At 68.4% G+C, this 23,822-nt stretch carries 21 protein-coding genes and 1 tRNA gene; 9 read left to right on the forward strand and 13 right to left on the reverse strand.

The genetic code is table 11. The annotated features are described in order from the left end of the window. Positions 1–2: 2 nt before the first annotated feature. From ABN401_RS08275 to ABN401_RS08290, 4 genes are all read left to right on the forward strand, one after another. Positions 3–1,694 (forward strand): cisplatin damage response ATP-dependent DNA ligase, encoded by a 1,692-nt coding sequence (locus ABN401_RS08275; protein WP_349684370.1) that lies wholly within the window; start codon positions 3–5, stop codon positions 1,692–1,694. Positions 1,695–1,752: 58 nt separating this feature from the next. Then, the gene (locus ABN401_RS08280) at positions 1,753–2,742 is read left to right on the forward strand and encodes a mechanosensitive ion channel family protein (protein WP_349684371.1); all 990 of its coding nucleotides are present in this window, start codon (positions 1,753–1,755) and stop codon (positions 2,740–2,742) included. Position 2,743: 1 nt separating this feature from the next. Beyond that, on the forward strand, positions 2,744–3,760 hold the full coding sequence (locus ABN401_RS08285) for a threonine aldolase family protein (RefSeq protein ID WP_349684372.1): 1,017 nt from the start codon (positions 2,744–2,746) through the stop codon (positions 3,758–3,760). 82 nt (positions 3,761–3,842) lie between these two features. Continuing rightward, the gene (locus ABN401_RS08290) at positions 3,843–5,702 is read left to right on the forward strand and encodes an ABCB family ABC transporter ATP-binding protein/permease (RefSeq protein WP_349684373.1); all 1,860 of its coding nucleotides are present in this window, start codon (positions 3,843–3,845) and stop codon (positions 5,700–5,702) included. A gap of 66 nt (positions 5,703–5,768) precedes the next feature. Here the strand turns inward: ABN401_RS08290 and ABN401_RS08295 are convergent, their stop codons facing one another. From ABN401_RS08295 to ABN401_RS08315, 5 genes are all read right to left on the reverse strand, one after another. After that, positions 5,769–7,007, reverse strand: a complete 1,239-nt coding sequence (locus tag ABN401_RS08295) for an eL13 family ribosomal protein (RefSeq protein WP_349684374.1) — start codon at positions 7,005–7,007, stop codon at positions 5,769–5,771. 132 nt (positions 7,008–7,139) lie between these two features. After that, the gene (locus ABN401_RS08300; RefSeq protein WP_349684375.1) at positions 7,140–7,916 is read right to left on the reverse strand and encodes a helix-turn-helix domain-containing protein; all 777 of its coding nucleotides are present in this window, start codon (positions 7,914–7,916) and stop codon (positions 7,140–7,142) included. Positions 7,917–8,134: 218 nt separating this feature from the next. After that, entirely contained in the window at positions 8,135–9,085 is a 951-nt protein-coding gene (locus tag ABN401_RS08305) for an acetyl-CoA carboxylase carboxyltransferase subunit alpha (protein ID WP_349684376.1), read from the reverse strand. Positions 9,086–9,428: 343 nt separating this feature from the next. Then, positions 9,429–9,653: a DUF1902 domain-containing protein gene (locus ABN401_RS08310; RefSeq protein ID WP_349684377.1), complete on the reverse strand. Its 225-nt coding sequence runs from the start codon at positions 9,651–9,653 to the stop codon at positions 9,429–9,431. A 49-nt stretch (positions 9,654–9,702) separates the two neighbouring features. Beyond that, on the reverse strand, positions 9,703–10,605 hold the full coding sequence (locus ABN401_RS08315) for a site-specific tyrosine recombinase XerD (protein WP_349684585.1): 903 nt from the start codon (positions 10,603–10,605) through the stop codon (positions 9,703–9,705). A 59-nt stretch (positions 10,606–10,664) separates the two neighbouring features. On the opposite strand from ABN401_RS08315, the gene ABN401_RS08320 reads away from it, so the two are divergent. The 3 genes from ABN401_RS08320 (at position 10,665) to ABN401_RS08330 (ending at position 13,291) form a co-directional block, all read left to right on the forward strand. Then, entirely contained in the window at positions 10,665–11,276 is a 612-nt protein-coding gene (locus ABN401_RS08320; RefSeq protein ID WP_432763535.1) for a shikimate kinase, read from the forward strand. Further along, entirely contained in the window at positions 11,273–12,376 is a 1,104-nt protein-coding gene (gene aroB, locus ABN401_RS08325; protein ID WP_349684379.1) for a 3-dehydroquinate synthase, read from the forward strand. The genes ABN401_RS08320 and aroB overlap by 4 nt, the downstream gene beginning before the upstream one ends. 132 nt (positions 12,377–12,508) lie before the next feature. Further along, the gene (locus ABN401_RS08330; protein WP_349684380.1) at positions 12,509–13,291 is read left to right on the forward strand and encodes a hypothetical protein; all 783 of its coding nucleotides are present in this window, start codon (positions 12,509–12,511) and stop codon (positions 13,289–13,291) included. Here ABN401_RS08330 and ABN401_RS08335 read toward each other — a convergent pair. Together ABN401_RS08335 and ABN401_RS08340 are read right to left on the reverse strand one after the other, a co-directional pair. Continuing rightward, on the reverse strand, positions 13,288–14,022 hold the full coding sequence (locus ABN401_RS08335; RefSeq protein ID WP_432763536.1) for an arginyltransferase: 735 nt from the start codon (positions 14,020–14,022) through the stop codon (positions 13,288–13,290). The two genes, ABN401_RS08330 and ABN401_RS08335, sit on opposite strands and share 4 nt — an antisense overlap. A gap of 111 nt (positions 14,023–14,133) precedes the next feature. Then, positions 14,134–15,039, reverse strand: a complete 906-nt coding sequence (locus tag ABN401_RS08340; RefSeq protein ID WP_349684381.1) for a flagellar motor protein MotB — start codon at positions 15,037–15,039, stop codon at positions 14,134–14,136. A gap of 109 nt (positions 15,040–15,148) precedes the next feature. Between ABN401_RS08340 and ABN401_RS08345 the strand changes: the two genes are divergently transcribed. Continuing rightward, a tRNA-Leu gene (locus ABN401_RS08345) sits at positions 15,149–15,233 on the forward strand. A gap of 10 nt (positions 15,234–15,243) precedes the next feature. Here ABN401_RS08345 and ABN401_RS08350 read toward each other — a convergent pair. Both ABN401_RS08350 and ABN401_RS08355 read right to left on the reverse strand, forming a co-directional pair. Beyond that, the gene (locus tag ABN401_RS08350) at positions 15,244–15,813 is read right to left on the reverse strand and encodes an SOS response-associated peptidase (RefSeq protein WP_349684382.1); all 570 of its coding nucleotides are present in this window, start codon (positions 15,811–15,813) and stop codon (positions 15,244–15,246) included. A 78-nt stretch (positions 15,814–15,891) separates the two neighbouring features. After that, entirely contained in the window at positions 15,892–17,556 is a 1,665-nt protein-coding gene (locus ABN401_RS08355) for an amino acid permease (RefSeq protein ID WP_349684383.1), read from the reverse strand. Positions 17,557–17,759: 203 nt separating this feature from the next. On the opposite strand from ABN401_RS08355, the gene hrpB reads away from it, so the two are divergent. Then, positions 17,760–20,189: an ATP-dependent helicase HrpB gene (hrpB, locus tag ABN401_RS08360; RefSeq protein ID WP_349684384.1), complete on the forward strand. Its 2,430-nt coding sequence runs from the start codon at positions 17,760–17,762 to the stop codon at positions 20,187–20,189. Positions 20,190–20,192: 3 nt separating this feature from the next. On the opposite strand, the gene ABN401_RS08365 is transcribed toward hrpB, so the two are convergent. Genes ABN401_RS08365 through ABN401_RS08380 form a run of 4 tightly spaced genes read right to left on the reverse strand, consistent with a single transcriptional unit; the run spans position 20,193 to position 23,670 of the window. Then, complete coding sequence (locus ABN401_RS08365; RefSeq protein WP_349684385.1) at positions 20,193–20,591, reverse strand: host attachment family protein; 399 nt, start codon at positions 20,589–20,591, stop codon at positions 20,193–20,195. Positions 20,592–20,650: 59 nt separating this feature from the next. Continuing rightward, positions 20,651–21,457: a TrmH family RNA methyltransferase gene (locus tag ABN401_RS08370; protein WP_349684386.1), complete on the reverse strand. Its 807-nt coding sequence runs from the start codon at positions 21,455–21,457 to the stop codon at positions 20,651–20,653. Then, the gene (locus ABN401_RS08375; protein WP_349684586.1) at positions 21,454–22,344 is read right to left on the reverse strand and encodes a class I SAM-dependent methyltransferase; all 891 of its coding nucleotides are present in this window, start codon (positions 22,342–22,344) and stop codon (positions 21,454–21,456) included. The genes ABN401_RS08370 and ABN401_RS08375 overlap by 4 nt, the downstream gene beginning before the upstream one ends. A gap of 18 nt (positions 22,345–22,362) precedes the next feature. After that, positions 22,363–23,670, reverse strand: coding sequence for a glycosyltransferase family 2 protein (locus ABN401_RS08380; RefSeq protein ID WP_349684387.1), 1,308 nt, complete (start codon positions 23,668–23,670; stop codon positions 22,363–22,365). Positions 23,671–23,822: the final 152 nt, after the last annotated feature.

The raw sequence follows: 23,822 nt of genomic DNA on the forward strand, positions 1-23,822 counted from the left end.
CGATGCGCGCTTTTGCCGAACTTCTGGACCGCCTGTCGCTGACGGGATCACGGAACGCCAAACTGATCCTGTTGCGGGACTATCTACGCGCAACCCCCGATCCGGATCGGGGCTGGGCCCTCGCGGCCCTGACCGGCGATCTGACCTTCGACGCCGCCAAACCCGCGATGATCCGCAGGGCGGTGGAGGCGCGGGTCGATCCGGTTCTGTTCGGCTGGTCCTATGACTACGTCGGCGACCTGGCCGAAACCGTCGCCCTGATCTGGCCCGCCGATCCGGACTACCGCCCGAACCGCGAACCCGAGCTCGGCGAGGTGGTCGAGGCGCTGAGAACGGCCAAGCGCACCGAGGTCCAGGGCCTGATCGAGGGATGGCTGGACGCGCTCCAGCCCAAGGGGCGTTGGGCGTTGCTGAAGCTGGTCACCGGCGCGTTGCGCGTTGGGCTGTCGGCGCGTCTGGCCAAAACGGCGACCGCCCTGATCCGGCCCGAGCGGGTCTCTGAGCCGCCGGATCCAGCGGGCGAAGAGGCGGTCCTGTCCCTCGATCCCGTGGATGTCTCGGAAATCGAGGAAGTCTGGCACGCCGTCGACCCGCCATATGCCGACCTGTTCGCCTGGCTGGAGGGGCGGGCCGAGCGACCGAACCCCGACGCCCCCGGTCGGTTCCGCCCGGTGATGCTCGCCGTCGCCATCGACGAGGCCGTGGACTTCGATCGACTGCATCCCGCCGACTACGCGGCCGAGTGGAAGTGGGACGGCATCCGGGTGCAGGCCGTGCGCGAGGCCGGCGTCGTGCGAATGTATTCGCGCACAGGTGACGAGATCGCCGCGTCCTTTCCCGACGTCATGGCCGGGCTGACGTTCGAAGGCGCGGTCGACGGGGAACTGGTCGTGCTCAGAGAGGGGCAGATCGCGCCGTTCGGCGACCTCCAGCAGCGGCTGAACCGCAAGACGGTCGATGCCAAGGCCATGGCGGCCTATCCCGCCGCCATCGTCGCCTATGACGCCCTGGCGCTGGACGGGGAGGACCTACGGGGGCTGCCCCTGCGCGAGCGGCGCGCGCGGCTGGAGGCGATGGTCGCGACCCACGGCGGCGACCGACTGACCCTGTCGCCCGTCGTCGACTACCAGGACTGGGCGGCTCTGGGCCGGCTCAGGGCCGATCCGCCGGTGGGGGCGGCGGCCGAGGGGTTGATGCTGAAGCGGTGGGACGCGCCCTATGTCGCCGGTCGGCCCAAGGGGCCGTGGTTCAAGTGGAAGCGCGATCCGCACACCGTCGACTGCGTCCTGATGTACGCCCAGCGCGGCCACGGAAAGCGGTCGAGCTTCTATTCCGACTTCACCTTCGGCGTCTGGACCCCCGAGGGACGCCTGACGCCGGTCGGCAAGGCCTATTTCGGGTTCACCGACGAGGAGCTGAAACAGCTGGACAAGTTCGTCCGCGACCACACCATCGACCGGTTCGGGCCGGTCCGATCGGTCCGGGCCGAGCGCGACTTCGGTCTGGTGCTGGAGATCGCCTTCGAGGGATTGAACCGCTCGCCCCGCCACAAGTCCGGGCTGGCCATGCGGTTTCCCCGGATCAGCCGTATCCGTTGGGACAAGCCGGCCCGCGAGGCCGCGAGCCTCGACGAGGTCATGGATCTGCTGGACGCGATCGAGAGCGGCGGGGGGCGGATCGCGACCGCCGTGTGACAGGTGGAAAATGCGTCGGGAGGGTTCCATTCCGGTGATCCGGCGTTAGACCGCCTGCATGACTTCCACTGAAACCGTCCTGGCCGCCCTCGTGTCGTCGGGCGAGCAAGCCGTCGCGTTCGACGCGGCCATGATCGCCAAGCTGACCCAGATCGCCGGCGACTTCGCGGTCAACCTGTCCATCGCCCTTATCATCCTGGTCGCCACGATCTTCGCGGCGCGCTGGGCGTCGTCGGCGACGCGAAGGGGCCTCGGCCGGGTTCGCGGCTTCCGACACGATCCGACGGTGCTCAGCTTCGCCGTTCAGGTGGTGCGGGTGCTGGTCTTCCTGATCGGCTTCATCGCCGTGCTGCAGCGGCTGGGCGTGCAGACGACCTCGATCATCGCGGTTCTGGGCGCGGCGTCGCTGGCCGTGGGTCTGGCTCTGCAGGGTACGCTGTCCAATGTCGCGGCCGGCGTGATGCTGCTGATCCTGCGGCCTTACCGTGTGGGCGACCTCGTCAACATTGGCGGAAACGTCGGAAAGGTGCAGCGGCTGGACCTGTTCTTCACCCAGCTTTCGGACGTGAACAACGTCAAGATCATGTGCCCCAACGGCAAGGTGTTCGGCGACTTCATCCTGAACCTGTCGGGCCAGCAGACCCGCAGGATCGAGCTGAAGATCGGCGTCGGATATGGCGAAAACCTGACCAAGGCTCGAGAGGTCCTGGTGGCCGCCGCCGCCGGACACGCGGCGGTCCTCAACGATCCCGCGCCCTGGGCGGGCGTCACCAACATGCTGGACAGCGCCATGGAGATCACCCTTACCGCCTGGACCCGGTCCGAGGACTACTGGCAAACGCGCGCCGACGTGTTCCAGGCGGTCAAGGAGGGACTGGACGCCGCCGAGATCGAGATTCCGTTCCCGCACCAGGTCGCCGTGCCCTACGGCGACGACGATCTGGTCCTGCCGTTGGCGGCGGAGGGTGCCGCGCTTCGCCGGGGGCGCGCCGATCCGCGCAGCGCGGGATTCGGCCCCGGGCGAGAGACCGACGAGAGCGAGGCCTGACATGCGTTATGACTTCGGTTCAGACAACACGGCGGGCATGGCGCCGGCGGCGCTGCGGGGGCTTGTCGAGGCCAACGAGGGCTTCGCTCGCGCCTACGGTGCCGACGACGTCACCGCGAAGGCGGCCGACCAGATTCGGCGCAGGCTGGATGCCGACGCTGAGATCCGCTTCCTCTTTTCCGGCACGGCGGCCAACGCCATCGCCCTGTCTATGCTGGCCTGGCCGCACGAGGCGGTTCTGGCTCATCACGCGGCCCACGTCTGCACGGACGAGACGGGCGCGCCCGGCTTCTTCGGCCAGGGGGTCGGTCTGATCGGACTGCCGGGCTTTTCCGGCAAGATCGATCATCGGGCCCTGACCGCGGCGCTGGAGGAGTCCGAAGTCGGCCATCGACAGCCGCCCGCGGCGCTTAGCCTGACCCAGTCGACCGAATACGGCACGGTCTATACGGCCGAAGAGTTGCGACACCTGATCGAGCCGGCGAAGACCAAGGGGTGCGGGGTTCATCTGGACGGCGCGCGCCTGGCCAACGCGGCGGCGGCGGGCTTCGACCTGACCCAGATCGCGCGACTGGGCGTCGATGTCCTGGTCTTCGGCGGGGCCAAGGCCGGGGGGCTGTGCACCGAGGCGATCGTCATGTTCGACAGGTCGCTGGCGCGGCGGATCGACAACCGTCTGAAACAGGCGGGCCAGCAGGCGTCCAAGGCCCGATATCTGGCCGCGCCGTTCCTGGGGATGCTGGAAACCAACGCCTGGGAGGATGGAGCGGCCCACGCCAATCTGATGGCGCGAAGGCTGGCAGAGGGGATCGTCACGCGCTCGCCCTATGTCCTCGCCCACCCCGTGGAGGCCAATGCGGTGTTCCTGCGAATGCCCGCCAAGGCGCATCAGGCGCTGAACGCGGCCGGTTGGGCCTGCTATCGGTTCGATGACGGCTCGGTCCGGTTCGTCTGCTCCTGGGCGACGACCCAGGAGGCGGTCGACGAGATCATAGAGACGATCGCCATCCTGAACTGAGACGCGCCTTTCGCCAGGGGGCGACGCACGCCATATCTGATCCATGGCGAGAGGCGAGCGGTCGGGCAGGCGAGGGGGATCGATGGAGGCGAAGGCGCAGGCGGCGGGAGCCGTCGCGGACCCGCCCCCGGACCCCAAGACCATCCCGGCCCTCATCGACCTGATCCGGCTGGTCGGCCGGTCCCAGGCACCGCAGCTGCGGCTCAGGTTGATCGTGGCGGTGCTGATGACCATCGGCGGCAAGGCGCTGGGCGTGCTGGCACCGCTGGTTCTCGGGGCGGCGGTCAATCATCTGGCGGCCGATCAGCCCCCGGGCGTCGCCATCGGCATGGGGTTCGCGGGCTTCGCAGTCGGCTGGGCCGTGGTCCGGTTCCTGTCCAGCGCGGCCCCTCAGCTGTCGGACGTGGTGTTCGCCCCCGTGCGTCAGGCGGCCCAACGGCGAGCGGCGGCCGAGACCTTCGCCCATGCGCTGAACCTGTCGCTGGATTTCCACCAGACCAAACGGTCCGGGGCCCTGTCGCGGACGGTGGACCGGGGCGCGCGGTCGGTCGACTTCCTGCTGCGCATCCTGGCCTTCAACCTGGTGCCGACGGGCCTGGAGCTGATCCTGGCCGCCGGTGTGCTGGGCGGGGCCTACGACTGGCGATTCGCCGCCGTCGCTGTCGTCGTGGTCATCGTCTACGCCGTGCTGACCTTCTCCATCTCGAACTGGCGGATCGAGCATCGTCGCACGATGAATACCGCCGATACCGAGGCGGCGGGGCAGGCGGTGGATGCCTTGCTGAACTACGAGACCGTCAAGTCCTTCGGCGCCGAGGCGCGAGCGGCGGACGGCTATGACAGGGCCCTCGGCGTCTATGGCGCGGCGGCGATCAAGGCGAACAGTTCACTGGCACTTCTGAACGCGGTCCAGGCCCTGATCATGAACGTCGGCCTCGGCGTCATGGCGGTGATGGCCGGGTTCGAGGCCGCCGCCGGCCGGATGGGGCCGGGCGACGTCACGGCCGCAGTCCTGATCCTGATCTCGCTCTATGCGCCGCTGAACATCCTGGGCTTCGCCTATCGGGAAATCCGCCAGTCCTTCATCGACATGGAAGAGATGCTGAAGGTCACGCGCCAGAGCCCCCTGGTCGCCGACGCCCCCGGTGCGCCCGACCTGCCGCGCTCTCAGGACCATCAGGGCGCGTCACTGGCGTTCGAGGACGTCTCCTATCGCCACGATGCGCGGTCCAGCGGGCTGGAAGACGTGACGTTCGTGGTGCCGCCCGGCACGACCACCGCCCTGGTGGGGCCTTCCGGCTCGGGCAAGTCGACCATCGTCAAGCTGGCCCTGCGCCTGCTCGATCCGCAGAACGGCCGCGTCCTGATCGAGGGGGTCGACGCCCGGTTCGTGACCCAGGCCTCGCTGCGTCAGGCGGTGGCCCTGGTGCCTCAGGACGTGGCCCTGTTCAACGACAGCCTGAGGGTCAACATCGCCTTCGCCCGGCCGGACGCGGACGAGGCCACCATCTGGGCGGCGGCCGAGGCGGCGGAACTGGCCGATTTCATCCGGGGCCTGCCGGACGGCATGGAGACCAAGGTCGGCGAGCGCGGGCTGAAACTTTCGGGCGGCGAGCGCCAGAGGGTCGGCATCGCCCGCGCCCTTCTGGCCGATCCCTCGATCCTGATCCTGGACGAAGCCACCAGCGCGCTCGACAGCCGGACCGAAGCGGCGATCCAGAAGACGCTTCGCAGGGCCAAGGCGGGACGCACCACCCTGGTGGTCGCCCACCGGCTGTCGACCATCGCCGACGCCGATCAGATCCTGGTGCTGAAGGCCGGGCGGATCATCGAGCGGGGGGCGCATCACGAACTGGTCGCGCGCGTGGGCGGTGAGTACGCGGCCCTGTGGCGCAAACAGACGCGCGGCGCCCGTGCGAATGCGGACGCCGCGACAATCTAGACAAAGCGCCGGCCCCGGGGCGGGTGCGGGGGGAGTGGGCTCGCCCCGGGACCGGTCTGACCGACCTCAGCTGGCGCGGCGAACGCGTCGGGGCTGGGCGATGGTCGGGCAGTTGATGACGACGCCCAGCGGTCGGATGCCGGCGACGAAGGGATTGCCCGGGCCCTCGGGCGCGACGGGGGCGGTGGCCACATCTCCCGCCGCGACCAGTCGCGACAGGTCCTGGATCGAGGTGATGCGACGAACCCGATTGGCGGCGATCGCCTGATCGGTCCAGACCACGACGTGGGCGTCCCACATGGGGCTGTAGTTGTTGTCGAGCGAGGGATTGTCGTTGTCCGGATCCAGGGGGAAGACGTTGATCGGATCGATCCCGCCATTCGCGATCGAGGTCGCGAAACCCTGGTTCTGACCCGTCGCCGGATCGAGGATGCCGTTCACCACAGGCGAGAAGCCCAGCAGGGCCGACGGCCGGTCCGGCGTCGACTGCCCAAAGCTGGGCGTGTTGCCGATCCTGGGCGCGAAGACGCCCTTCTCGATCACCGCCGGGACGTCCGCCGAAACATCGGTGACGAGGTGGTAGTAGTACTGCTCGCCACCCTGAAAGCCGTCCAGCAGTTGCAGAACCACGGTGCCGTCTCGCTCGTCCAGGCTGTTGGCGCGGTCGTGACGGCCGGTGGCATTGCCGACGATCTGCATGTTCAGGACGACGCCCGAGGGCATCACCACCATGGACGACCACTCGGCTTCGGCGACGGCCCCCGGCACGGCGCGGGCGGGCGGGAACGGATAGGGCGTGCCCGGCACCAGTTCATAGGTCGGCGAGAAGTCGACCGAGCCGCGGAAGCGAACGACACCGTCCTGGATCGTCACGCGCTGCTCGCCGGGCGTTCCAGCGGCGTGGCGCAGCTTGGGCGCATAGTTGACGCCGAGGCGGTTGGCGGTCTCGAAATCCGAGGCCTCGGTGATGATGTAGTGGACGGCCTCGCCCCGCGGGCCGACGCCCCGGAACAGCGGCAGCGTCACGGTGGCGGCCCCGTAGGTGAAGTCCACGGCGAGGGCGTTCCGCATGAAGACGTTGTCGTCTTCCGAGAAGCGGGCCGCTGTCGCCGGCGAATAGGATGGGCGGCCGTAGTCGCGAGCCGACCGAGCGAGAAGGGCGTCCGCCTCGGCGAGAGCGGCGCGGTTGCCCTGAGCGATCGGCGTCGTGGTGGCGGCGCTGGCACCGACCCCCTCCGCGAGGGCGGGGGAGTTGGTCCCTGCGGCCATGACGGCCAGGGCCATGACGATGGCGGTTTGTTTCATGGAATAGCCCTTTGATTGGCCCCGGCGGGGCGCGGATGGCCCGGAGGCAGGGCCGCCAGGCACCAAGAGCCTTGCCCGGAAGGGCTTGGGGCGTCTTTTCCGGGGCTGCTGGAGCCTTGTCCGGAATTGCTGTCAGGGGCGGCGCGCGGCACGCCACGCGCCCGGCGTCGTGCCGGTCAGCCGGCGAAAAACGGTGGTGAAATGCGCCTGGTCGGCGAAGCCGCAGGCGTGAGCGACCCCGGCGATCCGGGACCCCGGGCGCAGCAGCAATCCCATGGCCCGCTCCACACGCCGTCGCTGCACGAAACGGACGGGGCTCACGCCATGTCGAGCCCGGAAGGCGCGGGTGAAATGGAAGGGCGAAAGGCAGGCGACCCCCGCCAGGTCGGCCAGAGCCATGTCCTCGTCTAGATGCGCGTCGATATACTCGATCACCCGGGTGAAGCGCAGATCCGCCGGCGGGCTGCGGCCCGTCCTGTCCTCGCGCCGTGCATCGGCGGCCGAGAGCAGCGTCGAAAACAGGGTCAAGGCGACGCTGTCCACGAACAGACCGTCGGCTCTCTCCGCCTCGGCCCAGGCGCGCATGGCCAGGAGCTGGAACATCGGATCCTGGAAGGGGCGCTCGTATACCGGAGCAAGTCGTTCCACCAAGGCGGGACTGTCGATCGCGGCGGCCAGGCGATGGGCGGGCGCGGCCAGGATGATCAGCTCGCTCGGCCCGTCAATCCGATAGTCGATGTCCGTCAGGGGCGGCGCCGCGACCGTGTGCGGTCTGTCCGTTGGGATGTCGATCCAACCGTCGCCGAGATTGTAGCGAGCCGGAGAGCGCGCCACCCGTCGGCGGATGCCGATAAGCAGGTCGGGCGTCGAACGGTCGGTCAGGCCGTGCCCGTCTTGTTGAACATGCAAGAGCTGGACCCCCAACGAGCCCGCAGAACGCACTTCGTGCTGGAAGCCAGCATAGGCCGAGCGCCCGTAGAACTCAGTGTACGACGGATGTTCGGCTCGCGCCCGACCCCATCGTTTCCCACAATCCTTCGTTTCGTTACCATCCAGCAAGCGTGTCTCCCCATTCGGGGGACGTCCGGTTCACTCAGGAAGTTACAACTGACCGGCCACGACGCGCGTCAGGCCGTCCGTCCAATGGCGTAGAACCGCTCGGATCGCTGGGCGCGCAACGCGGCCGCCGACAGAGGCAAGAGCGCCTGAAGTTCCTCCGAGACGGCGTCTCCGACCGCCTTGATCGCCGCGTCGGGGTCGGCATGGGCCCCGCCGACGGGTTCGGGGATGACGCGGTCGACGATCTTCATCTCCATCAGATCCGGCCCGGTGATCTTCATGGCCATGGCGGCGTCGCGGGCCCTGCCGCCGTCGCGCCACAGGATTCCCGCCGCGCCCTCGGGCGAGATGACCGAGTAGATTGAGTGCTCCAGCATGAGCACGCGATTGGCCGCCGCGAGGGCGATGGCTCCGCCCGAGCCGCCTTCACCGGTCACCGTCGCGATCATGGGCGTGCCCAGCGTCAGGCCCCGCTCGGTCGAGCGCGCGATCGCCTCGGCCTGGCCCCGTTCCTCGGCGCCCAGTCCCGGATAGGCGCCGGCCGTGTCGACGAAGGTCAGGACCGGAAGGCCGAACCGCTCGGCCAGATCCATCAGGCGAACGGCTTTCCGGTATCCCTCCGGCCGGGCCATGCCGAAGTTGTGGGTCAGGCGCGTGGCCGTGTCGTGGCCCTTCTCGTGACCCATGACCACGACAGCCTGACCGCGGAACCGGGCGAGGCCGCCCAGGATGGCCTGGTCGTCGCCGAACTGTCGGTCACCGTGCAGCTCGGTGAAGTCGGTGAACAGCTCGGTGAGATAGTCCACGAAATGCGGGCGCTCGGGATGGCGGGCGACCTGGGTCTTCTTCCACGGGTCGAGTTCCGCATAGGTCTTCTTGCGAAGCTGATCGGCCTTCTTCCTCAGCCCATCGATCTCGGCCTCGAACGAGCCGGACGTCGCCGACAGTAGGCCGAGCTCCTCGATCTTGGCCTCAAGATCGGCGATCGGCTTCTCGAACTCGAGATAATGGGTGGCCATGAGGCGTCCGGAGGGGCGGGCGACGGCGCCCTGACACAAGGCGGCGGAACCTAGTCGCGGCGGAGGCGGGGAGCAAGCGAGGGATCAGAAGGCCTTGGGCAGGCCAGCTTGTTTCAGGATTTCGTTCGCCATGTGCCGGAGCGGCTTGGACGGAACGGTAACCTGGTGTCCGCTCCCCGGTGTCGCCACTTTTCGTGACTGCCATTACCACCGGGCACGTTGACGAAACCTCCGTCAGTCAGCCGTTGGGTCAGTTCACGGTAGTAGTGGTTTGGCATGTCGAACCTCCGCAGCGGTCAAATCTGCGGGTGATTCTATTCGTGTGGATAAAGCGACAACGCCCTCATGCGGCAACCAGATCGAGCTGCCGGGCCGCCTCGAAGCGGATGACCACCGGTTCGTGAATCCCAAGATTGGTGGCGAGCAAATCCGGCGCGAAATGACGGATCAAGTCCTCAAACTCCTCCAGGGTGTCGGTTTGAAGAACCAAGCCTGGGATGTCGCTTTCGCTACACCAGACGCTGGCTTCGTAATCCCAGAAGGCTTTCACATAGAACTGATGGGCCATAACTTCATTATGCCGTTCAATCGCTCCTGATCCAAGCCCGGTCGTGTTGTCACTCCTCCCGCGCCAGGGGATGGTGGCGGTTCACCAACTGGCTCAAATGGTCGGTGGCGACGTGGGTATAGATCTGGGTCGTGGCGATGTCCGCGTGGCCCAGCAGGGTCTGGACCACGCGCAGGTCGGCCCCGCCCTCCAGCAGATGGGTCGCGAAGGCGTGGCGCAGGACGTGTGGGCTAAGCCGCGCGGGGTCGATGCCGGCGTCGATGGCCGCCTGGTCCAGCAACTGGGCGAAGCGGCGAGGGGTCAGATGCCCCGAGGCGCCGCCGGACGGAAACAGCCAGGGACTGTCCGGGGCCTTCTCGGGGCGCGCGGCGTCGCGGGCGACGAGCCAGGCTTTGACGGCCTCGCGGGCGGTCGAATTCAGCGGCGCGAGCCGTTCCTTGCCGCCCTTGCCACGGACGATCAGATAGGCGGGGTCGCGCCGGACGGCCTCGACACGCAACGCCAGAAGTTCCGAGACGCGCAGACCCGACGCATAGGCCAGTTCGACCAACGCCAGCATCCGAAGCCCTCCGGACCCCTCGCGCGCCGACGAGGCGGTCAGCAGGCGCAGGACCTCCTCCCGGCTGAGCACGCGGGGCAGGGGGCGTCCCTGTTTGGGGGCTTCCAGCCGTCGCGAGGGATCGTCGCGCCGCCAGCCCTCGCCCAGGCAGAAGCGGTAGAACTGGCGCACCGCCGATCGGCGACGCGCGGCGGTGGACGCCGACAGGCCGCGCCTGGCCAGACCGGAGAACCAGGCCTCGATCGCCGTCTCGTCCGCAGCCAACAGCCCGCCCGGGCCGACTGACTGCTCGGCGTCGGCCAGATCGCGGGCATAGGCCGAGAGCGTATGCGGCGAGGCGTCCCGTTCGACGGCCATCATCTCGAGGAAGGCCTCGACCTGGGGCGTCGTCATGGGCGCGCCGGGCGCTGGCGAGACCGCCTGCTTGGTGTAGAGACTGAAGCCGACATGGCTTGCACCATACTCCATCGCCGTCGAGGCCCAGCGTGAGCGGCCGACGCTCCGCCAACTCCGTCGCTCCTGACGCTCGTCCGAGTCGCACCATAGCTCTGGTCGGGTTGATGGGCGTGGGCAAATCGACAGTGGGACGACGGCTGGCGCAGCGCCTGGACCTGCCCTTCATCGACGGCGACGAGGCGATCGAATCGGCGGCCCGGATGACGGTGTCCGACATCTTCAGCCAGCTGGGGGAGGCCGAGTTCCGGGCGGGGGAGGCGCGGGTCATGCGCCGGCTGCTGGATGGCCCCCCGATCGTGCTGGCGACGGGCGGCGGCGCGGTGCTCAATCCCGGCACCCGCGCGCTGATGAGGGAGCGGGCGACCACAGTCTGGTTGCGGGCCGATCTGGCGATCGTGGCCAGCCGGGTCCAGAGACGCGACACGCGGCCGCTGCTCAGAGGCAAGGATCCGCTGCAGGCGCTGTCGGCCATGGCCGAGGTTCGCTACCCCATCTATGCCGAGACCGCCGACCTGACCGTCGATGTCGGCGCGGGTGCCCACGCCCAGGCCGTCGACGCGATCGTGACAGCGTTGACCAAACATTGGGCGCAGGGACAGCCGGCATGAAAACGGTCAAGGTCGGCGGCGGTTCGTTCCGCAACTATGAGGTGGTGGTCGGTCGGGGGCTGATCGCACAGGCCGGCGATCGGATCGCGCCCTTCGTGCGTGGCCGGACGGTCATCGTCAGCGACGAGACGGTGGCGGCCCTGCACGGTCCCGCCCTGGCGGAAGCTCTTGCGCGGGCTGGAATCCGCTCCGAGACGGTGACCGTGCCGCCCGGGGAGGCGTCCAAGTCCTTCGGCGAGCTGGAACGCCTGATGGACCGGCTGCTGGCGACGGGTCTGGACCGCAAGGACGTGATCGTGGCTCTGGGCGGAGGCGTCGTCGGCGATCTCGCGGGTCTGGCGGCGGCGCTCTACATGCGCGGGATCGATTTCGTCCAGGTGCCGACGACACTGCTGGCCCAGGTGGATTCCTCCGTAGGGGGAAAGACGGCGATCGATACGCCGCGAGGCAAGAACCTGGTCGGCGCCTTTCATCAGCCGCGTCTGGTCATCGCCGACATCGATGTGCTGGCGACGCTACCGGAGCGCCAGCTGAGGTCAGGCTGGGCCGAAGTCCTGAAGCACGGGCTGATCTGCGATCCGGCCTTTTTCAACTGGCTGGCGGGGCCCGGAGCCACAGGCGTGGGCGGTGACGCAGCGGCTCTCGAGCACGCCGTCGTCCGCTCGGTCGAGATCAAGGCGGCGATCGTCGGTGAGGACGAGAAGGAAGCGGGCCGGCGGGCCCTGCTGAACCTCGGGCACACCTTCGGTCACGCGATCGAGGCCGAACTCGGCTTCGAGGAGGCGGCCCTGGCCCATGGCGAAGCGGTGGCCCTGGGCTGCTGCATGGCCTTTCGCTACTCGGCACAGCAGGGCGTGTGCGACGCAGCCGATGCCGATCGGGTCGAGGCGGTCGTCGCCGCGTCCAGTCTGCCGACACGCTTGTCCCAGGCGGGCGGCTTCTCGGCCGACGCGCTGCTTGCGCGCATGGCCGGTGACAAGAAGGCGGAAGCGGGCGGCCTGACCTTGATCCTGGCCAACGGCATCGGCTCGACCTTCGTTTCCAGGGCGGAGGACCCCGCGAAGGTCCTGGCCTTCTTGAGGGAGGAGGGCGCGGTGTAACTTTCGAGGGGCTGATGCGGTCTCACAAGAACTGGACCGGACGGGTGCGCGACACCGCCCTCTATGCCATCGTGTCCGAGGACTGGCCGGACGTGCGCGCGCGGCTGGATGCGCGGCTGTCGGAGATGTGACGTGATACAGTGGACACTGAACCGTCGAAGCGTGCTGACCGGCCTCGCCGTCGCTCCCTCGCTCGCGAACGCCGCCCCTTCCCTGGCGCAGGAAGCCGACCTGACCGCGACGGAGATCGTGCAACGCGCCCACGCGGCCGCCGGCGGTCCGGACTGGATGCGTCCCCGCAGCCTGACGCTTCGGGGGCGTGGGTCGTTCTGGCCGCAAGGCACCGACGCCGGGCGGATCGAGGTTCCAGACTACCGGATGTGGCGCGTCTATCCGGCCGCGAGCACCGAGGCTCATGCCGCCAACGGCTGGGTCCGCATCGACGCCACGTTGGCCGACGGATCGACCTATTTCCAGGCCGCCTATGACGGAGAGACCTCCTACAACCAGAACGGCCCGATCCCGGGGGCCCAGGCCAGTCGTGAATGGTCCGAGAATTTCGGCTTCGGCATCATCCGCTTCGCCCTCGACGAGGGGTTCAGCCTGGACCGCCTTCCCGACGATGCCGCCGACGGTCGGGCGATGCATGTGGTGCGGGTCAACGACCCCCAGGGCGGCAAGACCCTGTTCGGCATCGCGGCCGACGATTACGCCATTCTCTGGCTGGGCTTTTCGACGGCGCGTGGCTGGCACGAGCGACGCTATTCCGACTTCTACCGCAACCCGGGGGTCAGCTTCGTCCAGCCGGGCCGGGTTCGCCTGTATTACGACGGGGTCAAGCAGAACGAGATCGTCTGGACCGACTACGCCTTGAACGAGGACCTGCCGCGATCCCTGTTCCAGATCGGAGGCTAGGGCACACGCATCCAGCCGAGGGGACGAAGCACCTCCATAGGACGGAACTGGGCCTTGTAGTCCATCTTGGGCGAGCCCTCGACCCAATAGCCCAGATAGACATAGGGCAGTCGGACGGCCTCGGCCTGGCGCACATGATCCAGGATGGCGAAGACGCCCAGCGACCGTTTGTCGATGTCCGGGTCGAAGAAGGAATAGACCATCGACAACCCGTCCGACAGCAGGTCGGCCAGGGTCACGGCGACCAGGTCGCCGGGTCCTTCGTCAGTGGACGGCAGACGATACTCGATCAGGTGGGTGCGGACGGCCGTATCCTCGACCATGGCGATGTAGTCCAGCCAGGTCATGTCGGTCATGCCCCCGCCCGGATGACGAGTGCCCAGATAGCGTTTCAGCAGAGCGAACTGCTCCTGCGTCGCCTCCGCCTCGACCAGGTCTCGCGACAGATCGGCGTTTCGCGCCATGATCCGCCGCTGGGTTCGGGACAGGCGAACGTCCTCGACCGGCAGACGAACGGAGACGCAGGCGTCGCAGCCCTCGCAGGCCGGGCGATAGGCGATGTTCTGGCTGCGCCGAAAGCCCGCGTGTGTCAGCTCGTCGTTGACATGGGCCCCATCGGAGAACGGCAGGTTGGCGAACACCTTCCGCTCGGTCATGCCGGACAGATAGGGGCAGGGCGCGACGGCCGTCATGAAGAAGCGAAGCTGGCGTGTCGGAACGTGCTGCGTCACGTCACACCGTCCGCATTCGAATACATCGCCAGTTGGGCCGTCGCTGATCCATGACTTGATTTGGCGTCATTCGCGACCGTGCCGCAAGACGGTTCTCGCAGAACCCGAACCTCACAGGCTCGTATCGGTGGGCAGGACCGGAGCCTCGCGCAACAGCACGATGGCGATCCGACGGTTGCCGGCCAGGGACGGGTCATCCGGGTAAAGAGGATCAGAGCCCGCCTTGCCCGCGACGGAATAGACCCGATCGGGATCGATGCCGGCCCCTTGCAGAATCTGGCGTGAGGCATCGGCCCGCTGGGCCGAAAGAGGCCAGTCGCCGGGACTGGAGGCGCGGCCCGATCCTGCGACCGCAGACGTATGGCCGGAAATGGCGATGCGGTTGGGCAGGCGGTTGATGACGCCGGAGATGGCTCGCAACAGGACCTGGGCGCGAGCGTTGGGGCGCGCCGAGTTCTGATCGAACATCGAGCGGCCCTCCTGATCGACCAGCTGGATGCGCAGGCCCTCGGGCGTCTGGTCGATGATCAGCTGCTTCGACAGTTCGGCCAGCTCGGGCAGGCGCTGCATGGCCTGGCGCAGCGATTCGGCGGCGGAGGCGAACTCGGCGGCTTCGCGCGCGGCGATCTCCTCGCGCAGTTCAGACTCGGACGCCGCCGCCAGATTGGCGCTGGGGCCTGCCTCCTCGGGCGCGTCCTGGGGCGCTTCAGGAGCCTGCTGTTCCAGGACGGACATCGATCCCGCGCTCTTGGCGCCGTCCTCGCCGAGCGAGGTGCCCCCCAGGATGCCGCCAGATCCCGAGGTGGTCTGGCTGACGCTGGCGGGGGCGAAGTATTCCGCGATGCCGCGCTTCTGTTCCGGATCGGTCGTGTTGATCAGCCACATCAGCAGGAAGAAGGCCATCATCGCCGTGACGAAGTCGGCATAGGCCACCTTCCACGCGCCACCATGGTGGCCGCCGCCGGAGACCTTCTTGACCTTCTTGATGAGGATCGGACGATCGCTCATGGACGACATGGACTGAACCCCGGCGACGAATGCCGGACCATGGCGCGATCAGGGTTAAGGCGACCTTTCTCGCACGGCGGTTGCCGTCGCTCTGCGGAACCCCTAAACCGCCCGCCACGCGGATGTGGCGGAACTGGTAGACGCACCAGATTTAGGTTCTGGCATCGCAAGGTGTGGAGGTTCGAGTCCTCTCATCCGCACCAAATCCGGGCCCTAGGAGCTCGGTGTCTGAAAGACCTTGAGCGTGCCGGCCGCCGACGGCGCCAGCCTGATGCCCTGGGTCAGCCACGCCCCCCAGTCCGTGGGCGAAACGATCGCGGGCTGGCGGGCATGGATGGGCTGCACGTCCGATCCGGCGTCCACGGTCAGCAGGGTGAACCGTTCACCGACGGGCGTCGGGCGCACCAGGCCGGCGAACAGGACGAAGTCTTGATCGATCGGTTGGAGCGTCCACTTCGTCTTGGGGTATCGGGTCCCCGTATACTCATGGAACCAGCTGGCCGGGATCAGGGCGCGTCCCTGGTCGAAGCGGCGACCCTCGGTGCGCATGTTGATCAGCAGCGGCCGCTTCGGGGCCGACGGCGGCAGGCCCCATCGAGCCATGGTCAGGGTCGCGGTACCGTCCGCGCCGGCCCGGATCACCGGGGCCGGATCCGTGGGGCGCACCATGTCCGTGGGTTCCGCGTTCGGCGTGCCTTCGGGAAACACCAGCGAAATGCGGAACTGGTGAAAGGCCTGCACCAGGGCCGAGGGCGGGATCTTCATCGCATAGGCGTTGCACATAGGCCGTTCCATGCCGGGGAGAATTGAAACGGGCCCGGGATCGCTCCCGGGCCCGATCAATGGACCGTCCTTCGCGGATCAGTCCTTCTGGTTGTCGACGCCCCGGCCCATGGCTTCGGCCGGCGAGGAGATGGTGGTCTCCTCGGTGATGTCGATGCCCTTGGCCAGCTTGGAGTTCCAGAAACCGTAGATGGCGTAGATGACCGCGCCGACCGCCGCGTAGATGGCCAGGATGGTCAGCGGCAGCGGGTTGCCGTTCTGGAAGTTCGCGATCATCGGCGCGAAGTTGAAGCCGGCGAGCGCCAGGCAGGCGATGATGCCCGCGACCGCCGTGGCGATGCCGCCCGGAACCCGGAACGGACGCGGCATGTCCGGGTGCTTGATGCGCAGCATGATCACCGACAGGCACACGATCGAGAAGGCCGTGGCCGTGCCGAGCGACACGAGATCGCCGAGGATCGAGATGGGCAGGAACGAAGCCGCCACCGCGATCATGATGCCGAGCAGGATCGTACCGATCCAGGGCGTGCGGAAGTTGGGGTGGATGATGGAGAAGGCGCGGGGCAGCAGGCCATCGCGGGCCATGGTGTAGAAGATGCGCGTCTGACCGTAGCAGAGCACCAGCATGACGGACGACAAGCCGGTGATGGCGCCGATCTTGATCAGGAAGGCGATCAGGTTCAGCTGGCCGCCCGGCGCTGCCGCCAGCGGCACATCTGCCCATTCCAGACCCATGCGGTCGATCGCAACGGCGACCGGCGCGGGGCTGGCCAGCTCCAGATAGGGCACCACGCCGGTCATCACGGCCGCGACGGCCATGTAGATCAGGGTGCAGACGAACAGGGCACCCAGGATGCCGACGGGGACGTCCTTGGACGGGTTCTTGGCCTCAGCGGCGGCGGTCGAAACCGCTTCGAAGCCGACGTAGGCGAAGAAGATGATGGCCGCGCCGCGGAAGATGCCGCCGGTGCCAAACTGGTCCCAGGTGCCGCCCTCGGGGGTCGGCGGGATGAAGGGCACCCAGTTGGCCGGGTTCACATAGCCGATGCCCACCGCGATGAAGGTCAGCAGAACGATGATCTTGATAACCACGATGGCGTTGTTGATGTTGGCCGATTCCGACACACCCAGGACCAGCAGGGCGCAGACCGAGGCGATGCCGATGGCGGCCACCAGGTTGAAGGTGCCCGTCAGCGGGAAGGAGCTGCCACCCTCGCCGATCACGGCCTGCACCAGCGGCGTGGCCCACTGGGGGCCCTCTCCGCCGGGATAGGCTATGGTCGGGAACAGGCTTCCGGATATGCCGAAGTCGGTCAGAATCGAGACCACATAGCCGGACCAGCCGACCGCGACGGTCGAGGCCGCGACGCCGTATTCCAGCACCAGCAGCCAGCCCATGATCCAGGCGAACACCTCGCCCAGAGTGCCATAGGCGTAGGTGTAGGCCGATCCGGAGACCGGCATGGTCGAGGCCAGTTCGGCGTAGCACAGGCCCGCCAGGCCGCAGGCGACGCCCGCGACCACGAAGGACAGCATGATTGCCGGGCCCGTGTGGGCGGCGGCGACCTGTCCGGTCAGGACGAAGATGCCCGCGCCGATAATGGCGCCGATGCCCAGCGACATGAGGTTGAGTGGCCCGAGGGTCCGCTTCAGCTCGCTCTTGGCGGCTTCCTTCTGGATCTGGGTCACGGATTTCTTGAGGAACAGTCGGTTCCCCTTGGGCCTAAGGCCATCTGCGGACATACGTCACGCCCCCTCGATGCAAACAAAACACGGCGATCCCTCCCCGGGGCCGCCTTCCGGGCCGGACGCTAGCGAGACGCGCCGCCACTGGCAACGCGGTTTCCGATCCGTGAAGGCCCGGAGACGCTTTCGTGACCGGGATCGTGGCTCTCCAGGCGCAGAATCGCTGGACCGGAGCGAGCGGGACGCTAACGGAAGCAGTCATGTTGCCCATTCACGCCGTCCTGGACGATCTGATTGCCGCTGTGCGCCAGAACCCTGCGGTGGTGCTCGCGGCACCCCCCGGAGCCGGCAAGACCACGGTCGTGCCGCTGGCCCTGCTGCAGGCCGATGGGCTGATCCAGGGGCGCATCCTGGTGCTGGAACCAAGGCGGCTGGCGGCGCGCGCGGCGGCCGAGCGGATGGCGGCCATGCTGGGGGAGACCCCCGGCCAGACCGTCGGCTACCGAACTCGTCTGGCCAGCAGGATCGGTCCCGGCACGCGGATCGAGGTCATCACGGAAGGTGTCTTCACCCGCCTGATCCTCGACGATCCGGCGCTCGAAGGGGTCAGCGCGGTCCTGTTCGACGAGTTCCACGAACGCAGTCTGGACGCTGACCTCGGTCTGGCCCTTGCGCGCGACAGCCAAGCACTGCTGCGAGAGGACCTGAAGCTGATCGTGATGTCGGCAACCCTGGACATGGAGGGCGTGTCGCGGCTGCTGGGCGGCGCGCCTGTCGTCCAGGCAGAGGGGCGAGCCTATCCGGTCGAGACAATCTACGTCGGGCGGAATCCGGTGGAGCGGCTGGAGGAGGCGATGGCCAGAGCCTGCCTGGCCGCGCTGAGAGACGAGACCGGTTCGATCCTCGGCTTCCTGCCCGGTCAGGGGGAGATTCACCGGGTCGCCGGGCTGGTCCGGGACCGCCTGAGGGATGCCAACGTCGATGTGGTCCCGCTGTACGGTGCGCTCGACAAGGCCGAGCAGGACCGCGCGATCGAGCGTTCTCCGGCAGGGAGGCGAAAACTGGTTCTGGCCACCTCGGTCGCCGAGACCAGTCTGACGATCGAGGGTGTGCGCGTGGTGATCGACGCAGGCCTGTCCAGAGTGCCGCGATTCGAACCGTCCAGCGGGCTGACGCGGCTGGTCACCGTTCGCGTCAGCCGGTCTTCGGCGGAACAGCGCCGGGGCCGGGCGGGGCGAACCGAGCCGGGCGTTTGCTACCGCCTATGGGACGAGGAGGCGACACGGGGTCTGGTTGCTCATCAGCGACCGGAGATCCTGGAGGCCGACCTGACGGGCCTGGCCCTCGATCTGGCGCGATGGGGCGCGCGTTCTGCCGACGGACTCGCACTGCTCGATCCGCCGCCGGCGGGAGCGTTCGTGGAGGCGAGGGGCGTGCTGACCCGGCTCGGCGCTCTGGATGACGCCGGTGGCCTGACCGCCCACGGCCGCCACCTCGCTGGTCTGCCGTTGGCACCTCGGCTGGCGCATCTGGTGGCCCGGGCGGCGCATGGCGGCGACGGGATGCTGGGCGCGAAGATTGCCGCGATCCTGAGCGAACCGGGCCTCGGCGGCCGCGACGTCGATCTGGGCGAACGACTGCGTGGCCTTGACCGCGACCGCTCATCCCGCGCCGCCGACGCACGCAAGCTTGTCGAGCGGTGGGCGAGGGCGGGTGGACGGTCGGCGAAAGCGTCGGACGAGATCACGCCGGGGACCCTGATCGCGGCCGCCTTTCCTGAACGAGTCGCCAAGGCTCGGGGCAAGCCCGGGGAGTATCTTCTGGCCTCCGGGCGCGGCGCGTTCCTCGATCCGACCGACCCTCTGGCAGCCGAGCCCTGGCTGGCCGTCGCCGACCTGGGCGGAGGGGAGGCGAGGGATAGCATCCGGCTTGCGGCCACTCTGGACCCCGCGACGCTGGAACCGATGATGACGACGGAGCGCCGCCTGAGCCGCGAGCCTTCGGGCAGGAGGGTGATGCGCGAGGCACGCCGGCTGGGCGCGATCGTCGTCGAGGACCGGGTGGTGGGCACGCCCGATCGAGGCGAGCTTGTCGCCCTGCTGAGAGCCGAGGTCGTCGAAATCGGGCTGGACGGGCTGCGCTGGGGCGAGAGGGCGGCAGGCCTGCGCGCGCGCCTGGCCTTCCTTCATGCGATCGACCCGAGTTGGCCAGACGTCTCCGATCCGGCCCTGATCGCCCAGGCCGAGCGCTGGTTGTGGCCTTTGCTCGACGGGGTCCAGTCGCTGGACCGGATCGACGACCATGCGCTCGAACAGGCGCTCCGCTGTCTGATCCCGTGGGATCGCCAAAGACTGCTAGAGGACCTGGCCCCGGCCAGGCTCATTACCCCGCTGGGGTCGGCTGCGATCGACTACACGGCCGAGGGCGGCCCGCGGGTGGAGATCAGGGTGCAGGAGCTGTTCGGCGTCACGACCCATCCGATGATCGCGGGGGGGCGCGTTCCACTGACCCTGGCCCTTCTGTCTCCCGCGCGTCGGCCCATACAGGTGACCGCTGACCTTCCCGGTTTCTGGAAGGGGTCCTGGGCAGCGGTCCGGGCCGAGATGCGAGGGCGCTACCCCCGCCATCCCTGGCCCGAGAACCCGGCCGAGGCCGAGGCGACCACCCGGGCGAAGCCACGCGGGACCTGAGGCTCAGGCCTTTTCGATCGCGGCGGCGATGGCGTCGGTGGAGTGGCCGGTCAGGTCCTTGGCGATCTCTCCGACCAGCTTGCCCTCGGTCTCCTTGTGCCAGCCCTTGCGCAGTTGCCCCAGGGTCTTGGGGGCCGCGATGACCAGCAGATTGTCCATCTTGTTGGTCAGAACCCATTTGTTCAGCACATCCGCCACGCCCATGGCGAAGCCGTCTTCGGCTTGGGTGTCGTTGTCGGGGTTGGCCTCGCTGGAAATCCGGCCGGCGGCTCCTGACGCGCGATCCTCGATGGCGGGGGCGGGTCTGGCGCTAAGCGTGACTTCCTGCTGGCCGATGTTCTCGAACAGCGCCAGCTTCTCGCCATCGACCACAGCCACGAGCGTGCCTTTGGGAAGTTTCATCTGGTCTCTCCGATCGTTAGGGGAGCAGACCTAACGAACCCGGCCGGTGGCGGTTGCCGTCACCTCGCGAGGGCGTCTGTCACGGCATAGGCCATGACGCCCGTCGCCACCGCCAGATTGAGGCTGTCGGCGCGTCCGCGCATGGGGATCTTCACATTGACGTCGCACGCTGCCGCCAGGGCGTCGGTCAGCCCGGCCTGCTCATTGCCCATCAGGATCAGCGTCGGCGGAGCGTAGGCCGCCTCGCGATAGCCGCTCGTGGCGTCCAGGCGGGTGCCAACCACGGACCCGGGCCATGTCTCGCGCCAGGCCAGGAAGTCGGCAGTCGTGGCGCGCGCGATCGCGACGGCGAAGACCGAGCCCATGGTCGCCCTGACAGCCTCGACCGAGAAGGGATCGACACAGTCGCCGATCAGGATCACGCCGCCGCACCCGGCGCTGTCTACCGTGCGAATGATGGTGCCCAGGTTCCCGGGGTCGCGCACCTGTTCCAGCGCGATCCAGCAAGGGGCGGCTTCCGGCCGGATGCCCGCCAGGGGTGTAAAGGCCTGCTCGAACACGCCCAGCACCGTCTGCGGATTCTCGCGGCGGCTGATCTTTTCGAGGATCGGGTGGGTCACGGTCACCACCTCGCCGCCGGCCTGCCAGGTCTCCGCCTTCGCGCGGTCCAGCAGCGGGTGGGGCCGCGCCTCCATGCCGACCAGCAGTGTCTTGGGCGTCCGACCCTGATCCAGGGCCTCGCCGATGAACTTCAGCCCTTCGGCCAGGAACAGGCCTGTGGCCTCGCGCTCCTTGCGCATGTGCAGGGCGCGGACGGCCTTGACCGTCTCGTTCGTCAGGGAGGTGATCAGGCGGCCATCGGTCATGCCGACCACCGCGCGAAGAAGCTGAGGCCGATGGCGCGGGCGTCCGGGCCGTCTTCGGACAAGGCCAGTTCGCCCCAGTCGATGTGTCCGCCGCGTGTCGCCGTGGCCTCCTTCATCAGGTGGGCCAGAGACAGCCCCGAAATGCGCGCCGCATAGGCGTTCAGCAGCAGGAAGTCGGCGTCCTCGGCCAGCAGGGCCGCGCAGTCCTTGAGCAGGACCGGCATATCCTCGAACAGCCGCCATACCTCGCCGGTCGGTCCGCGCCCGTATTTCGGCGGGTCCAGGATGATGCCGTGATACTTCGATCCCCGGCGAACCTCGCGGGCGACGTATTTGCGCGCGTCCTCCACGATCCAGCGGATCGGACGGTTCGACAGGCCCGAAAGCTCGGCGTTCTCGCGGGCCCAGGCGACCGACTTCTTGGACGCATCGACGTGGGTGACTTCGGCGCCCGCCGCCGCGCAGGCAAGGCTGGCCACGCCCGTGTAGCCGAACAGGTTCAGGATACGCGGCCGTTCCAGTCGGCGGATCCGACCGTTTAGCCAGTCCCAGTTGGCCGCCTGCTCGGGAAAGAAGGCCAGGTGCCGGAACGGGGTGAAGCGGCCGGTGAAGCGGACGTCGCGCCAGGCCAGCGGAAAGGTCTCGACCGGCTTGCCTCTGAAACGCCAGCGCCCGGCCTCGTCCTCGTCGTCAGGGTCGAAGGTGGCGTCCGCCTGATCGAAGGCCTGCGGATCGCGCGGGCTCCACCAGCATTGGGGCTCGGGTCGGACCACGGTGTGGAGACCATAGCGTTCGAGTTTGCGCCCCGCCCCACTGTCCAGCAGGGCGTAATCGGGCCAGGCGCGGGTGACCAGGGTTTCGGGGGCTGGCGACAGGACGGGCGGCATCGACGAGGCCATAGGCTGTCAGGCGGCCTCGCGTCCAGCGGGGGCGGAGGCGGCCGCGACCTCGGCGGTCGGATCGGCGAAATGGACCGTCTTGTCCCAGGCGAAGGGCTCGCGCACCAACCGCCAGACCGCGTGCAGAAAGGCCAGGGTCAGCAGGGACCAGTAGGCCGGGGCCGACAGCAGGTCGCCGAGCGTGTAAGGCAGGCTGGCCCGACGACAGCCGATCGCGGCGTTCACCGAGGCGGCGATGGCGCCCGTCGCCAGCACGGTCATGGCGAAGAGCGGGGTCTCCGGTACCAGGCCGGCCGCCAGGGCGATGGCGAGCGTCGCGATCAACCAGGCCAGCGACAGGGCATGGACCGCCGCCGCGGCGATGGCGGCACCCAGCGTCATGGTCAGGGAAAGGCCGCCTCTCCAGCCCAGCCCGCGAACGTCCCGGGTGTGTACGCCCCAGGTCTGCATGAAGCCCTTCAGCCATCGGGTCCGCTGAGGAAGCCAGTGCTCCAGCCCCCCGGGTGGCGGCTCGTAGGTCGGACGGCTCATGACGCCCAGCCGCCCTCCCGCGCGCCAGAGCCGGAAGCCGAGATCGGCGTCTTCGGTGACATTGTGAGCGTCCCACCCGCCGACGGCGCGCAGGGCGTCGACGCGGAAATGGTTGCTGGTTCCCCCCATCGGGAAGGGCAGGCCCAGCCGTGCGAGCCCGGGCAGGGTCACTTCAAACAGGGAGGCGTACTCGATGGCGAACTGGCGATCGAGGAAGGGGCTGTCGCTACGCAGAGGGGTGCGGATCCGTAGCGGAGCCTGAAGGGCCCACAGGTCCCCCTCCTGGTCATTCGCGAACCTGGCGGCTGCCTCGCGCAGTTGCAGAGGATCCGGATCGTCCTCGGCGTCATAGACAGTCAACAGCTCGCCCCGGGCCTGCGCGAGGCCGACATTCAGGGCGCGGGGCTTCGTCCGGGGCTGGCCGGCCGGAGCCACCAGGACGCTCAGCCAGGGCGGGAAACAAAGGTCATGGGCCGCCGACAGGGTCTCGTGGTCATCGACTTCCAGGATCAGGAACCCCTCCAGCCGATCCTCGGGATAATCGATCTGCGACAGGCGCTCGACGAGCTGGGGCAGGACCTCCGCCTCGTCGAACAGGGCGACCAGAACCGTGTAGCGGGGCAGGTCGGAGCTCGGCAGAGGGCGGTCGATCCCGGGAAGACTGGCGGCCAGCAGCATGGCGCGCCAGCCCGCCGACAGCAGGAACCCGATCTGGATCGCGAAAATGATCAGGACCAGCGTCAGGTCCGCATCCGCCCACCAGGCCGCTGCGAGGCCGAACACGATCAGCAGCCCCAGACCTAGTTGACCCGCGGTCAGGCTCAGTCGCGCGGCGCGTTCGGGGAACGCGACCGGGTCGCGGTCCCTTGCTTTCTCTGGCCTCCCCACCGCGAACGGCTAACCCGTGCGGTCGGGCCGGGCAAGCGGTTGGCGTC

The sequence above is a fragment of the Brevundimonas aurifodinae genome, from assembly GCF_040195595.1.
GTDB lineage: Bacteria > Pseudomonadota > Alphaproteobacteria > Caulobacterales > Caulobacteraceae > Brevundimonas > Brevundimonas aurifodinae.

Excerpts from the sequence above, each read along its gene's own strand:
- ABN401_RS08275 (WP_349684370.1), top strand. The coding sequence starts at position 3 with ATGCGCGCTTTTGCCGAACTTCTGGACCGCCTGTCGCTGACGGGATCA.
- ABN401_RS08280 (WP_349684371.1), top strand. The coding sequence starts at position 1,753 with ATGACTTCCACTGAAACCGTCCTGGCCGCCCTCGTGTCGTCGGGCGAG.
- ABN401_RS08285 (WP_349684372.1), top strand. The coding sequence starts at position 2,744 with ATGCGTTATGACTTCGGTTCAGACAACACGGCGGGCATGGCGCCGGCG.
- ABN401_RS08290 (WP_349684373.1), top strand. The coding sequence starts at position 3,843 with ATGGAGGCGAAGGCGCAGGCGGCGGGAGCCGTCGCGGACCCGCCCCCG.
- ABN401_RS08295 (WP_349684374.1), bottom strand. The coding sequence starts at position 7,007 with ATGAAACAAACCGCCATCGTCATGGCCCTGGCCGTCATGGCCGCAGGG.
- ABN401_RS08305 (WP_349684376.1), bottom strand. The coding sequence starts at position 9,085 with ATGGCCACCCATTATCTCGAGTTCGAGAAGCCGATCGCCGATCTTGAG.
- ABN401_RS08310 (WP_349684377.1), bottom strand. The coding sequence starts at position 9,653 with ATGGCCCATCAGTTCTATGTGAAAGCCTTCTGGGATTACGAAGCCAGC.
- ABN401_RS08315 (WP_349684585.1), bottom strand. The coding sequence starts at position 10,605 with ATGACGACGCCCCAGGTCGAGGCCTTCCTCGAGATGATGGCCGTCGAA.
- aroB (WP_349684379.1), top strand. The coding sequence starts at position 11,273 with ATGAAAACGGTCAAGGTCGGCGGCGGTTCGTTCCGCAACTATGAGGTG.
- ABN401_RS08340 (WP_349684381.1), bottom strand. The coding sequence starts at position 15,039 with ATGTCGTCCATGAGCGATCGTCCGATCCTCATCAAGAAGGTCAAGAAG.
- ABN401_RS08350 (WP_349684382.1), bottom strand. The coding sequence starts at position 15,813 with ATGTGCAACGCCTATGCGATGAAGATCCCGCCCTCGGCCCTGGTGCAG.
- ABN401_RS08355 (WP_349684383.1), bottom strand. The coding sequence starts at position 17,556 with ATGTCCGCAGATGGCCTTAGGCCCAAGGGGAACCGACTGTTCCTCAAG.
- hrpB (WP_349684384.1), top strand. The coding sequence starts at position 17,760 with ATGTTGCCCATTCACGCCGTCCTGGACGATCTGATTGCCGCTGTGCGC.
- ABN401_RS08365 (WP_349684385.1), bottom strand. The coding sequence starts at position 20,591 with ATGAAACTTCCCAAAGGCACGCTCGTGGCTGTGGTCGATGGCGAGAAG.
- ABN401_RS08370 (WP_349684386.1), bottom strand. The coding sequence starts at position 21,457 with ATGACCGATGGCCGCCTGATCACCTCCCTGACGAACGAGACGGTCAAG.
- ABN401_RS08375 (WP_349684586.1), bottom strand. The coding sequence starts at position 22,344 with ATGCCGCCCGTCCTGTCGCCAGCCCCCGAAACCCTGGTCACCCGCGCC.